This is a genomic window from Pantoea sp. 9140 (genome assembly GCF_000745295.1).
Classification (GTDB): domain Bacteria; phylum Pseudomonadota; class Gammaproteobacteria; order Enterobacterales; family Enterobacteriaceae; genus Pantoea; species Pantoea vagans.
This window is the reverse complement of the sequence record NZ_JQNO01000001.1, coordinates 2,523,122-2,536,610: the sequence shown is the minus strand read 5'-3', so window position 1 is coordinate 2,536,610 and position 13,489 is coordinate 2,523,122. Positions and strand designations below refer to the sequence as shown.

12 protein-coding genes are annotated in these 13,489 nt (G+C 58.4%); 7 read left to right on the top strand and 5 right to left on the bottom strand.

Features of this window, described 5'->3' with window-relative positions; genetic code table 11:
- The first annotated feature begins 12 nt into the window (after positions 1-12).
- On the top strand, positions 13-1,725 hold the full coding sequence (fruA, locus tag FA92_RS11860; RefSeq protein ID WP_033783700.1) for a PTS fructose transporter subunit IIBC: 1,713 nt from the start codon (positions 13-15) through the stop codon (positions 1,723-1,725).
- Between the two features lie 376 nt (positions 1,726-2,101).
- On the opposite strand, the gene nfo is transcribed toward fruA, so the two are convergent.
- A complete protein-coding gene (nfo, locus tag FA92_RS11855; RefSeq protein WP_033783699.1) occupies positions 2,102-2,947 on the bottom strand; it encodes a deoxyribonuclease IV in 846 nt (281 codons plus the stop codon).
- 52 nt (positions 2,948-2,999) lie between these two features.
- Complete coding sequence (locus FA92_RS11850) at positions 3,000-4,055, bottom strand: YeiH family putative sulfate export transporter (RefSeq protein WP_033783698.1); 1,056 nt, start codon at positions 4,053-4,055, stop codon at positions 3,000-3,002.
- 105 nt (positions 4,056-4,160) lie between these two features.
- Here FA92_RS11850 and FA92_RS11845 point away from each other — a divergent pair, with 105 nt between their 5' ends.
- From FA92_RS11845 to FA92_RS11825, 5 genes are all read left to right on the top strand, one after another.
- A complete protein-coding gene (locus FA92_RS11845) occupies positions 4,161-4,535 on the top strand; it encodes a YkvA family protein (protein WP_033783697.1) in 375 nt (124 codons plus the stop codon).
- Positions 4,536-4,544: 9 nt separating this feature from the next.
- Complete coding sequence (gene yieE / locus FA92_RS11840; protein ID WP_003854133.1) at positions 4,545-5,411, top strand: DNA-binding transcriptional regulator YeiE; 867 nt, start codon at positions 4,545-4,547, stop codon at positions 5,409-5,411.
- A gap of 117 nt (positions 5,412-5,528) precedes the next feature.
- Complete coding sequence (locus FA92_RS11835; RefSeq protein ID WP_033783696.1) at positions 5,529-6,995, top strand: amino acid permease; 1,467 nt, start codon at positions 5,529-5,531, stop codon at positions 6,993-6,995.
- 306 nt (positions 6,996-7,301) lie between these two features.
- Positions 7,302-8,378, top strand: coding sequence for an iron ABC transporter permease (locus FA92_RS11830; RefSeq protein WP_033783695.1), 1,077 nt, complete (start codon positions 7,302-7,304; stop codon positions 8,376-8,378).
- Positions 8,378-9,166: an ABC transporter ATP-binding protein gene (locus tag FA92_RS11825; RefSeq protein ID WP_033783692.1), complete on the top strand. Its 789-nt coding sequence runs from the start codon at positions 8,378-8,380 to the stop codon at positions 9,164-9,166. Before FA92_RS11830 ends, FA92_RS11825 begins: the two co-directional genes overlap by 1 nt.
- Before the next feature lie 86 nt (positions 9,167-9,252).
- Here the strand turns inward: FA92_RS11825 and fghA are convergent, their stop codons facing one another.
- The 3 genes from fghA to FA92_RS11810 form a co-directional block, all read right to left on the bottom strand.
- Positions 9,253-10,095, bottom strand: a complete 843-nt coding sequence (gene fghA, locus FA92_RS11820) for an S-formylglutathione hydrolase (RefSeq protein WP_013358515.1) — start codon at positions 10,093-10,095, stop codon at positions 9,253-9,255.
- Between the two features lie 12 nt (positions 10,096-10,107).
- A complete protein-coding gene (locus FA92_RS11815; protein ID WP_003854127.1) occupies positions 10,108-11,232 on the bottom strand; it encodes an S-(hydroxymethyl)glutathione dehydrogenase/class III alcohol dehydrogenase in 1,125 nt (374 codons plus the stop codon).
- A gap of 74 nt (positions 11,233-11,306) precedes the next feature.
- Positions 11,307-12,218: a LysR family transcriptional regulator gene (locus FA92_RS11810; RefSeq protein ID WP_013358513.1), complete on the bottom strand. Its 912-nt coding sequence runs from the start codon at positions 12,216-12,218 to the stop codon at positions 11,307-11,309.
- A gap of 117 nt (positions 12,219-12,335) precedes the next feature.
- On the opposite strand from FA92_RS11810, the gene FA92_RS11805 reads away from it, so the two are divergent.
- Entirely contained in the window at positions 12,336-13,463 is a 1,128-nt protein-coding gene (locus FA92_RS11805; RefSeq protein WP_033783690.1) for a YbfB/YjiJ family MFS transporter, read from the top strand.
- Positions 13,464-13,489: the final 26 nt, after the last annotated feature.

Here is a 13,489-nt window from a genome sequence, read left to right as displayed (position 1 = left end):
AGGAGAGCGATAATGAAAACGCTGCTGATTAAAGACCCTGTACTGGGACTGGCTTCCGCTTATATGGCGCAACAACGTCTGGCTGCGGCCGCACCTGCTGCGGGCCTGACTCTGACTGATAACCCTGCCGACGCTGAACTGGCGATCGTGCTGGGCAAAAACGTGCCGGACGATGCGGCGCTGAACGGTAAAGCGGTCTGGCTGGGCGATATCCAGCTGGCAGTCCGCGAGCCGGAAACTTTCCTGAACCGGGCGAAAGCCGAAGCCAAAACCTGGCAGTCAACCGCTGCGGTGGCCACACCGGCTGGCGCAGCTGCTGCGGCACCGGCTCAGACTGGCGCGCCGAAACGCGTGGTTGCCGTTACCGCCTGTCCGACCGGCGTGGCGCACACCTTTATGGCTGCCGAGGCGATTCAGGCCGAAGCGACCCGCCGCGGCTGGTGGGTGAAAGTTGAAACCCGCGGTTCCGTGGGAGCCGGTAATGCGATTACTCCGGAAGAGGTGGCTGCTGCCGATCTGGTGATCGTCGCTGCTGATATCGAAGTCGATCTGGCGAAATTTGCCGGTAAGCCGATGTACCGCACCTCGACCGGTCTGGCGCTGAAGAAAACCGCGCAGGAACTGGATAAAGCGGTAGCAGAAGCGAAGCCGTATAAAGCGGCGGCTGCCGGACAGAGCAATACCAGTGAAGAAGAGAAGAAAGGCGGCACGGGGGCTTATCGTCACCTGCTGACCGGTGTTTCTTACATGCTGCCGATGGTGGTCGCGGGTGGTCTGAGCATCGCCCTGTCGTTCGCTTTTGGTATCACAGCCTTTAAAGAGCAGGGCACACTGGCTGCGGCACTGATGCAAATCGGTGGAGGCAGCGCCTTTGCCCTGATGGTACCGGTGCTGGCGGGCTTTATCGCCTTCTCTATTGCTGACCGCCCGGGTCTGACGCCAGGTCTGATTGGCGGTATGATCGCCACCAGCATCAATGCAGGCTTCTTAGGCGGTATCATCGCAGGCTTTATTGCCGGTTATGCAGCGAAGCTGATCAGCGGCAAAGTTAAACTGCCGCAGAGTATGGAAGCGCTGAAACCGATACTGATTATTCCGCTGTTTGCCAGCCTGATCACCGGCCTGCTGATGATCTACGTGGTGGGTAAACCGGTTGCAGGCATCATGAATGGCCTCACGCACTGGCTGGCCAACATGGGTACGGCGAATGCGGTCCTGCTGGGTGCGATTCTGGGCGGCATGATGTGTACCGATATGGGTGGTCCGGTGAACAAGGTGGCTTACGCATTTGGCGTTGGCTTACTGAGTTCGCAGACGTATGCACCCATGGCCGCCATCATGGCCGCCGGTATGGTGCCACCGCTGGCGATGGGTCTGGCTACGCTGGTTGCCCGTCGTAAATTCAACAAAGGTCAGCAGGAAGGCGGTAAAGCGGCACTGGTTCTGGGTCTCTGCTTTATCTCTGAAGGTGCGATTCCGTTCGCTGCCCGTGACCCGATGCGCGTTCTGCCTTGCTGTATCGTCGGCGGCGCGGTTACCGGCGCGATCTCCATGGCGATTGGCGCGAAACTGATGGCACCGCACGGTGGACTGTTTGTCCTGCTGATCCCTGGCGCAATCACCCCGGTTGTCGGCTATCTGATGGCGATTATCATCGGCACCGCGATTGCCGGTCTGAGCTATGCAGTTCTGAAACGTCCGGAAGAGCAGCTGGCGAAAGCCTGATGTGCAGAAGTGCCTAATCTGCTGAAGTAAAAATAACAGGGAGCCGGATGGCTCCCTGTTATTCCAGTTGACAAAGTCGGGCCCGGTGGCGGTGAGACCGAGCTGGCATTGGGAACACGGTCAGATCGGAAAGACGCAAAAGCCGCCATCCATGGCACGCTCGGCCCGCGCGATTACGCACCTCATCCCTGAGGTGCGCCCGTAAACGGGCCAACGCGTTGCGTTGTTCAAAAACGCTCCCGGCGTTTTTATCCGGGCGGCGGGACGCTTTCCTCCTCTGACCCTGTTCCCTGCGCATTGAGCTAATACGTTGCTGCCAGGTTCAACCGGCTTTCGGTTTGTCAGCGGTCTGAGGGAGCCATCTGGCTCCCTTTTTCTATCCCTGCTGCTCGGCTTTCAGCCAGGCAATCTCATCTTTCCAGATATCGGGATTGATGGTCTCCAGAATCAACGGGATACCATCAAACCGGGGATCTTTCATCAGCCAGCTAAACGCCGTTTTGCCGATATTCCCTTCACCCAGACTGTGATGGCGGTCAACGCGACTGTCAAAGGCGCTTTTGGCATCGTTCAGGTGCATGCCGCGCAGATAGTTAAAGCCGACAATGCGCTCAAACTCAGCAAAGGTCGCTTCGCAGTCCGCTTCGGTGCGCAGATCATAACCGCCGGCAAACGCATGGCAGGTATCAATGCAGACGCCGACGCGCGACTTATCTTCGACATGCTCAATAATGGTGGCGAGATGCTCGAAGCGGAAACCCAGGTTACTGCCCTGACCGGCGGTATTCTCAATCACGGCGGTCACGTTCTGCGTCTGATCGAGCGCGATGTTAATCGACTCCGCAATCCGCTTCAGGCACGCTTCTTCTTCAATCTGATGCAGATGGCTGCCGGGATGGAAATTGAGCAGCGTCAGGCCGAGCTGATCACAACGTTTCAGTTCATCAATAAAAGCCGCGCGGGATTTCTCCAGCGCCTCTTCAACCGGATGACCAAGGTTAATCAGAAAACTGTCGTGCGGCAGGATTTGCTGCGGACTGAATTTGTACGTCTCGCAGGCGGCGCGAAAAGCATCAATCACCTCGGTGGAGAGCGGGGCGGCCTTCCACTGACGCTGATTTTTAGTAAAGAGGGCGAAGGCGGTGGCTTCTATTTCATGGGCGCGGATCACGGCCTGATCAACGCCACCTGCCGCACTCACGTGTGCGCCAATATATTTCATGCCTTACTCCTGGGGGCTATGCACGGGTGAAGCGGCATAATACCCGATGCCGCTAGCCCATGAAATGTTGCACCAGCAGATTGATGGTGCCGCCGCCCGCGATTAACCAGCCAAATACCAGTGCGCCCAGCAGCAACGGTTTAACGCCAGCCTCACGCAGCGCGCCAAAACGGGTGGTTAAGCCCAGCGCGGCCATCGCCATTGCCAGCAGCAGACCCGCGAGCGCATTCAGCGTGGCCACCAACGCCGCAGGCAACAGTTGCAGCGAGTTAAACAGCGCGACCGCGATAAACAGCAGGGCGAACCAGGGAAAGGTCACCGGCTGACGCGCCTGGCTCGCGTTGCGTTTGCCGCGGATTACCGCACTCAGGCAGAGCAGGAACGGCGCCAGCATCATTACCCGCAGCATTTTGGCAATCACAGCGCTGTTCTCAGCCTCCGGGCTGATACTGTGCCCGGCGGCCACCACCTGCGCCACTTCGTGAATGGTTGAGCCAGTGAATACCCCAAACTGCGCGGCACTCAGGCCCGGAAACAGGTGATGCGCCAGCGGCCACAGCAGCGGATAGATAAAGATCGCCAGCGTGCCAAACAGCACCACGGTCGCGATAGCCACCGCGACTTTTGACGGCGCGGCTTTCACCACCGGCTCGGTCGCCAGCACGGCCGCAGCCCCGCAGATACTGCTGCCTGCACCAATCAGCCAGACGGTATCGCGATCCAGCTTCAGCAGTCGGATGCCCAGCAGGCAGGTCACAAAAAAGGTGCTGCTCAGCGTCAGCGCATCAATCAGGATGCCGCTGAAACCGACGTCAGCGATCTGCTGTAAAGTAATGCGAAAGCCAAACAGGATAATCCCCAGCCGCAGCAGCTTCTGTTTAGCCAGCGCCACGCCGCTGTCGCAGCGCGAAGCCAGCGGTGTATAGACGCTATTGCCAACCAGAATGCCCAGCATAATCGCCAGGGTCAGTGAACCCAGCCCTGCTGCTGCAATTGCCGGTTGCTGCGCCAGCCAGCTGGCAGCCCCGGCAATCGCGACAGTCAGCAGCAGACCAGGGAACCAGAGCGCAACGGGATGATGCGTTTTAGGGATGCTCAGTTCGGTCATGGTGTCACTCCTCGTGGTTGAGTCATGATCATGAGGGCGACTGGCTTAAAAGTGAAATTGATAATATATTTATAATTGACCAGAATAAACGATAAGGCAGCAATCATGATAGTTTCGCGTCTGCGCCGCTGGGCGACGCTGATCAAAAAAGATATGTTCGTGCTGTGGTTCGCCTTTCGCGATCCGCGCACACCCTGGTGGAACAAGCTGGGCATGCTGGGGCTGGTTGCTTATGGGGTCAGCCCGATCGATCTCATCCCGGATGTGATCCCGTTTGTTGGTCTGCTGGATGACGCGGTGATTATTCCCACGGGCGTCATGATTCTGTTGCGGCTGCTGCCACGAGAGGTGCGCATCAGCAGCAGTGAACGCGCGCAGTCCCAGCGTTCGCGCGGCAAAAAGATGGCAGGCTGGCTGGTAGTCATCGGGCTGATCTGGCTGGCATTAATCATTTATCTTGTCAGGCACTCACTGAGTTAAGAGGCGACGATGCACATTACGCTGCGACAAATCGAAGTGTTCACCGAAGTGCTGAAGAGCGGCTCCACCACTCAGGCGTCGCAACTGCTGGCACTGTCGCAGTCGGCGGTCAGCGCGGCGCTGGCCGATCTGGAGAGTCAGCTCGGGGTACAGCTGTTTGATCGGGTCGGCAAACGGCTGGTACTGAATGAGCATGGGCGACTGCTCTATCCGCGTGCGGTCGGGCTGCTGGAGCAGGCGGGCGAAATTGAGCAGCTATTCAAAGAGGATAACGGCGCGATCCGCATCTTTGCCAGCAGCACCATTGGTAACTATCTGCTGCCGGGCATGATGGCGGCCTATCGTCGCGATTTTCCCGGTCTGCCGCTGGAGCTGAGCGTCGGCAACAGTCAGGATGTGATTCAGGCGGTTTCCGATTTTCGCGTGGATGTCGGCCTGATTGAAGGGCCGTGCCATATGACCGAACTGGTCAGCGAACCCTGGCTGGAAGATGAGCTGGTGGTGTTTGCCGCGCCCGATGCCGCGATTCTGCAACAGCCGGTAACGCTGAAAACCCTGGCAGAAGCGCCGTGGATCCTGCGTGAACGCGGATCCGGCACCCGGGAAATCGTCGACTATCTGCTGCTGTCTCACCTGCCAAGTTTTCAACTGGGTATGGAGCTGGGCAACTCCGAAGCGATCAAGCATGCCGTGCGGCACGGCATGGGCATCAGCTGTCTTTCGCGCCGGGTGATTGCCGATTTGCTGGAGGCGGGGACGCTGACAGAACTGACGATTCCGTTGCCGCGTCTGACCCGGACGCTCTATCGCATCCATCATCGGCAGAAGCATATTTCAAAGGCACTGACGCGCTTTTTGTCCTATTGTCGTGAGTGATTGCTAATAATTCGGGCGCGATCATGAACTTAACTTATAACAGTATGGCATCAGCTATACAGAGGCGGTCTGGCTGCTACAATCGCGCCTCATTTTTACCCAGCGTAGCGTTAACACATGCATAATGACTCAAAAACAACACAACAACCTGCATTACGACGTGCGTTAAAAGCCCGTCATCTGACGATGATCGCCATCGGCGGCTCCATCGGTACCGGCCTGTTTGTCGCCTCCGGCGCTACTATTGCTCAGGCTGGCCCCGGCGGGGCACTGCTCTCCTACATGCTGATCGGCCTGATGGTCTACTTCCTGATGACCAGTCTCGGTGAGCTGGCTGCCTTCATGCCCGTATCCGGTTCTTTCGCCACCTACGGCGCAAAATATGTCGAAGAGGGCTTTGGTTTCGCACTCGGCTGGAACTACTGGTACAACTGGGCGGTGACCATCGCGGTTGACCTGGTGGCGTCCCAGCTGGTGATGACCTACTGGTTCCCCGACACGCCGGGCTGGATCTGGAGCGCGCTGTTCCTGGGACTGATATTCCTGCTTAACTACATCTCAGTAAAAGGCTTTGGCGAGGCGGAGTACTGGTTCTCGCTGATTAAAGTGGCCACCGTCATTATCTTTATCATCGTGGGCGTGCTGATGATCACCGGCATCATGCACGGTGCGGAGCATGCGGGCTGGCAGAACTGGCAGGTGGGCGATGCGCCATTTGCGGGCGGCTTTGCGGCGATGATTGGCGTGGCGATGATTGTGGGATTCTCCTTCCAGGGCACCGAGCTGATCGGTATCGCGGCGGGCGAATCTGAAGACCCGGCAAAAAATATTCCGCGTGCCGTGCGGCAGATTTTCTGGCGTATCCTGCTGTTCTATGTGTTCGCCATCCTGATTATCAGCCTGATTCTGCCGTATACCGATCCGCAATTACTGCACAACGACATTGACGATATCAGCGTCAGCCCATTCACTCTGGTGTTCCGCAACGCGGGTCTGCTCTCTGCGGCAGCGGTGATGAATGCGGTGATCCTGACGGCGGTGCTGTCTGCCGGCAACTCCGGTATGTATGCCTCAACGCGCATGCTGTACAACCTGGCCTCTGAAGGTAAAGCGCCGCGTATTTTCGCGAAGCTCTCAAAGGGCGGCGTGCCGCGCAATGCCTTATGGGCGACCACCGTCGTGGCCGGGCTGTGCTTCCTGACCTCAAAATTTGGCAATCAGGAAGTTTATCTGTGGCTGCTGAACACCTCAGGCATGACCGGTTTTATCGCCTGGCTGGGTATTGCCATCAGCCACTATCGCTTCCGTCGCGGTTATGTCGCCCAGGGACGTGACCTGAACGATCTGCCATACCGTTCCGGCTTCTTCCCGCTGGGACCGATTTTTGCCTTCGTGCTCTGCCTGATCATCACGCTGGGTCAGAACTATCAGGCCTTCCTCAACGACAGCATCGACTGGTACGGCGTAGCGGCCACCTATATCGGTATTCCGCTGTTCCTGATTATCTGGTTTGGTTACAAGCTGACGCGCGGGAGCCGTTTCGTGAAGTACAGCGAGATGGAATTCCCGGTTCATAAAGATTAGTTCTGTGCGCTGACTCCTGCGCACGGTGCCTGCCGCATTTCTGGCAGGCCGCAGGAATCGTGAAGCGATGGGAGCCTGTGCCTGTAGCAAAGCATAGCGGGCCAGGGATGGTCCGCGCTGAGCCCGCCAGGGATGGCGGGTTTTGCGTCTTTGCGAAAGGCGCAGGCTCCCTGAGCCATTCTCCCGCCTGCAACACCGTTTTTTACCCTTTTTTCACGTCTCGCTTATCTTCACGAATTGATAATTATTATCACCTGCACTATTGTGGCTGCGTTTTCTGACGTGATAGCCACACAGGGTTCAAACATGACTACCGAAACTTCGCTGCTGGCGGGGGAAGAGACGCTTCACCACACCATGCAAAATTACCATCAGGTGCTGCGCCGTCGCCTGATCTGGATTGGCGTATTACTGGTGGCCATTGTCGCCTCGCTGATCCTCGACTTCACGCTGGGTCCGGCCGGACTCTCACTTGAAACGCTGTGGAATACGCTGCTCAGCCCCGATAGCGTGGATGCCGGCACCCGCGTTATCGTCTGGGACATTCGTTTACCCTATGCGCTGATGGCGCTGGTGGTAGGGCTGTCGCTGGGCCTGGCAGGTGCAGAAATGCAGACCATCCTGAACAACCCGCTGGCCAGCCCGTTTACACTCGGTGTCTCCTCGGCGGCGGCGTTTGGTGCTGCACTGGCGATCATCCTCGGTGTGGGTATCCCCGGCATTCCTGATCAGTGGTTAATCTCTGCCAACGCCTTTGTCTTTGCGCTGTTTGCCGCGCTGATGCTGGATGCCGTGACCCGTTGGACGCAGGTTTCATCGGCGGGCGTAGTCCTGTTCGGTATTGCGCTGGTCTTTACCTTTAATGCGCTGGTCTCAATGATGCAGTTCATCGCCAGCGAAGACACCCTGCAGGGTCTGGTGTTCTGGACCATGGGCAGCCTGGCGCGTGCTTCCTGGGAGAAGCTGGGCGTATTAACCGTCGCGCTGGCCATTCTGGTGCCGTTCTCGATGATGAGCAGCTGGAAGCTGACGGCGCTGCGTCTGGGTGAAGATCGTGCGGTGAGCTTTGGTATCGATGTACGTCGTCTGCGCCTTACCACCCTGCTGCGCATCAGCATTCTCTCGGCGCTGGCGGTGGCGTTTGTTGGCCCGATAGGCTTCATCGGTCTGGTGGCACCGCATATTGCCCGCATGATGTTTGGTGAAGATCACCGCTTCTATCTGCCCGCCAGTGCGCTGGTTGGTGCGCTGGTGCTATCGCTGGCGTCGGTCGCCTCGAAAAACCTGCTCCCCGGTGTGATCATCCCGGTCGGCATTGTCACCTCACTGATTGGCGTGCCGTTCTTCCTGAGTATTATTCTGCGTCATCGGGGGACAGTGTGATGGAACAGGGTCTGACGTTACGCGGCTTCAGTGCCGGTTATCCCAAACATAAAGTCATTGAAAATCTCAACGTGGCACCGCTGCCGCGCGGGGAAATTACCGTATTGCTCGGACCGAATGGCTGCGGTAAATCGACACTGCTGCGTGCGCTGGCCGGACTGAATAAAGGTCAGGGTGAGATGTGGCTCAATGGCGAAGATCTGATGACCCAGCCGTTTGCCCGTCGCGCGAAGAATGTGGTCTATCTGCCGCAGTCGCTGCCTGCGGGCGTGCATCTGCATGTGCTGGAGTCGATCATCGTGGCGCAGCGTGCCTCGGGTGGGCTGCACAGCGCCAGCAGCGAAGCGGAAATCATGCATCTGCTGGAACAGCTGGGGATTGCGCATCTCGCGATGCGTTACCTCGACCAGCTCTCCGGCGGACAGAAGCAGCTGGTCGGGCTGGCGCAGTCACTGATCCGTCGCCCTAAGCTGCTGCTGCTGGATGAACCGCTGAGCGCGCTGGACCTCAATTACCAGTTCCACGTGATGGATCTGGTCCGCCGCGAAACAGCCCAGCGCAACATCGTGACGGTGGTGGTGGTGCATGACATCAACATCGCGCTGCGTCATGCGCAACACGCGCTGATGCTGAAGCAGGGCGCGCTGGTAGCGGAAGGGCAGCCGGATAAGGTGATCACGCCTGCTACGCTGGCGAAGGTGTATGGCGTGAATGGCCGTATCGAACACTGCTCGCGCGGCATTCCGCAGGTGATGATCGACGGGCTGACCGGACCGGCACTGGTCTGAGAATCTGGCAGGCCTGGCCTTGAGCCAGCGTTTGCGGCAGTACAGGATGCACAAAAGTTCAGGGCCGCAATTGCGGCCCTGATTATTTACGCCAGCAGATGCTGTGCATGGAAGCGCAGATGATCTTCCACGAAGCTGGCGATAAAGAAGTAGCTATGGTCATAACCCGGCTGAATACGCAGCGTCAGCGGGAAACCGACTTCTCTGGCGATCTCCTCTAACCGCTCCGGTTGCAGCTGATCGGCCAGGAACTGATCGCTGTCGCCCTGATCGATCAGGACTGGCAGACGATGCGACACCTCCGCCATCAGCTGGCAGCTGTCATATTCCCGCCACGCTGCCTGGTCATCGCCCAGATAGGCCTGAAACGCTTTCTGGCCCCACGGCACCTGCATCGGGTTCACAATCGGCGCAAACGCAGACGCCGAGGCAAAGCGGTTACCCAGACGCAGCGCCAGCATCAGCGCGCCGTGTCCGCCCATGGAGTGACCCATGATCGACTGACGTTCACTGACCTTGAAGTTGTCGGCAATCAGGGCGGGCAGCTCGCTGCTCAGATAGTCGAACATGCGGAAATGCGTGGCCCAGGGTTGCTGAGTGGCATTGAGATAAAATCCCGCGCCCTGACCCAGATCGTAGCCCTCATCGTTGGCAACGCCTTCGCCGCGCGGGCTGGTATCCGGCATAATCAGCACCAGACCCAGTTCCGCCGCCACGCGCTGCGCGCCCGCTTTGGTGGTGAAGTTCTCATCGTTGCAGGTCAGCCCGGCCAGAAACCAGACCACCGGCGGCGGCGCATCACCGTGCGGCTCAGGCAGATAGATGCTGAAGGTCATCGGGCAGTTCAGCACGGCCGACTGATGACGCCAGCGCTGCTGCCAGCCGCCAAAAATACGGTGTTCTTCCAGTAGCTCCAGAGTGGATGCCATAACGCCTCCTGATTATTTGTTAAAGTGCACGACCGAGCGAATCGATTTTCCTTCGTGCATCAAATCAAAGGCGTCGTTGATCTCTTCCAGCGGCATGGTGTGGGTGATGAAGTCGTTCAGGGCAAACTTACCATCAAGGTAATCCTGCACAATGCCAGGCAGCTGTGAACGGCCTTTCACGCCACCAAAGGCGGAACCGCGCCAGACGCGACCGGTTACCAGCTGGAACGGACGGGTAGAGATCTCTTCACCGGCACCGGCGACGCCGATAATCACAGACTCGCCCCAGCCTTTGTGGCAGCACTCCAGCGCGGAACGCATTACGTTGACGTTACCGATACATTCAAATGAGAAGTCCACGCCGCCGTCGGTCAGCTCGACAATCACATCCTGAATCGGCTTATCGTAATCTTTCGGGTTAATCAGATCGGTGGCACCCAGTTTGCGCGCCAGATCGAATTTGCTGGTGTTGAGGTCGATTGCAATGATGCGTCCGGCTTTCGCCATTTTGGCGCCGATGACCGCAGAAAGACCAATGCCGCCGAGACCGAAGATTGCGACGGTGTCGCCTTCTTTCACTTTAGCCGTGTTCATTACTGCACCCATGCCGGTAGTGACGCCACAGCCCAGCAGGCAAACTTCTTCCAGCGGCGCTTCTTTACTGATTTTCGCCAGTGAGATTTCCGGGATCACGGTGTATTCAGAGAAGGTCGAGGTGCCCATATAGTGGAAAATCGGTTTGCCATCTTTAAAGAAGCGGGTGGTGCCATCCGGCATCAGGCCTTTACCTTGGGTGGCGCGGATCGCCTGACAGAGGTTGGTTTTGCCCGACAGACAATATTTACATTTGCCACACTCTGGCGTGTAAAGCGGAATGACATGGTCACCCACTTCTACGCTGGTCACGCCTTCGCCCACGGCTTCCACAATGCCGCCGCCTTCATGGCCGAGAATCGCCGGGAAAACGCCTTCCGGGTCAGTGCCGGAGAGGGTATAGGCGTCGGTATGACAGACACCGGTCGCGACAATACGCACCAGCACTTCGCCTTTCTGCGGTGGCATCAAATCCACTTCTTCGATTTTCAGCGGTTCGCCAGCGGCCCAGGCAACAGCGGCACGGGTTTTGATCATGTTCATGCAATCCCTCTTCCAGTCAGATTGTGACGCGCGATGGCGTCGTGTGGTTATGGTTTAAACATAGCGTGGAACGCTTATTCCGCCGCCTGTAATGGGTGAATCAGCTCATCGTTAAGCGGACGATCGTCAAACTGTTCAATAATCAGGTATTTCAGCGCTTCGACATTGGGGGTAAAGGCGTCGCGTCGCCACATCAGCCAGGTGGCGGTATCGCGATAAGCGGCGGGTAAGGTATGCGCCTGTACCCGCGATCGGTCTGCCATCTGCTTCAGCACCGAGGCCGGGATCATCGCAACGCCTGCGCCGCCCGCCACACAGGCCAGCATGGCGTGATAGGACTGAATCTCCATCACGTTGTCGGGCGCGGTCTGGCTGTCGCGATACCAGCTCTCCAGCTTCACCCGGTAAGAGCAGCTGTTGCGGAAGGCAAACAGGGTGTCGTCCTGCACATCGCGCGCCGTGGTAATAGGCGCGTGATCCAGCCCGGTGATCAACACCATCTCCTCGCGAAATGCGATGCAGCCATTCAGATCGTCATGGGAAACCGGCCCATCCACCAGCGCGGCGGCCAGGGTGCCTTCGCGGACCCGATCGATGATTTCGCCCGAGGTGCCGGTAATCAACGACAGCGCCACTTTAGGAAAGCGCTGGTGATAGGCGGCGAGCAGACCAGGCAGGCGGGTCGCTGCGGTACTCTCCATAGAGCCCAGCGCAAAGTTGCCTGCCGGTTCGCCGGTGCGGGTCATACTCATCGCTTCTTCGCTTAATGCCAGAATACGCTGCGCATAATTCAGGAAATTATGGCCCATCGGTGACAGGCGAATGCGCTGCTTCTCACGAATAAAGAGATCCACACCTAATTCTTCTTCCAGCTGGCGCAGCCGCGTGGTGAGATTAGAGGGAACGCGATGCAGCTGTTCGGCTGCGCGCGCCAGGGAACCCGTTTCGGCGACGGAACAGAACATACGCAGCTGAACTAAATCCATATCTTCTCTTCCCGTAAACAAGTTGGTTAATATTATTCACTTTCCGTGAGTTTAATCATCCTGCATGCTGTTAGCAAGTCAGAAGAGATCTCAGGGCAGAACAACAGGAGTTCAGCAATGGCGTTACGCGTCGCGCTCAGCGCGTTTTTAACCCTATTTGTAGCGATGGGCATTGGGCGATTCGCTTTTACGCCGCAGGTGCCGCTGATGATTCAGGCGCACCAGCTGACGCTCACGAGTGCCAGCCTGGTCGCTGCGCTCAACTATCTTGGCTATCTGTGTGGCTCGTTTGATGCCATGCGCGCGCACCGGCGGGTAGAGCTGCGTTTGCAGGCGGGCGTGTGGGGCGCAGTGATCCTGACGCTGCTCTCTGCACTGGCAACCGGTCCATGGCTGCACGGTGCGATACGCTTTCTGATTGGCTGGGCCAGTGGCTGGGCGATGGTGCTGGTGGCGGCCTGGAGTAACGAACAGTTGCATCGGCATGGCCGGGCAGGGCTGTCGGCGGCCGTCTTTGCCGGGCCGGGCTGCGGCATTTTTGTCAGCGGTCTGCTGGGGGTGGCGCTGCACACATGGCAGGTCTCCGCCGGTCTGGCCTGGGCCGCTTACGGTGCGCTGGCACTGCTGCTGATTGCGCTGATTACGCGTAACCTGCCGCGTCGGGGCGAACTGCATCGCCCGGATCAGGCACCGGAGCCGCTGGTGCTGGATCGCAACCTGAAACGTCTGGTGCTGAGTTACAGTCTGGCGGGCTTTGGTTATATCCTGCCCGCCACCTTTTTGTCGCAGATGGCCGCTACGCGTTTTCCTGACGGTATCTTCGCGCAGTTTGTCTGGCCGATATTTGGCGGCGCGGCGATGATCGGCATCGTGCTGGGGATCCTGACGCGGCGCTGGGGGCACAGTCACGTCCGTCTGGCGATAGTACTCTGGGCGCAGGCACTGGGCGTTTTTGCTGCGGCACTGCTGCCAGGCTTTAGTGGTCTGCTGGCCGGTGCGCTGCTGGTAGGCGGCGGCTTCCTCAGCGTGGTGCAGCTCTCGCTGCTCTGCGCCCGTGAACTGGCGCCCAACCATCTGCGATACATGGCTGGTCTGCTGACCACCGGCTACGCGGTGGGTCAGCTGGTCGGTCCGCTGCTCTCTTTTCTCTCTACTGCCCTGTTACACCGGCTGGAGCCTGCCCTGTGGGTGGCCGGGGCCAGCCTTGTCTGGGCGGGCCTGCTAGTCTGGCGAAGAAGTGAGTGAAAAGCTTTCATCACCAATCTGATTGA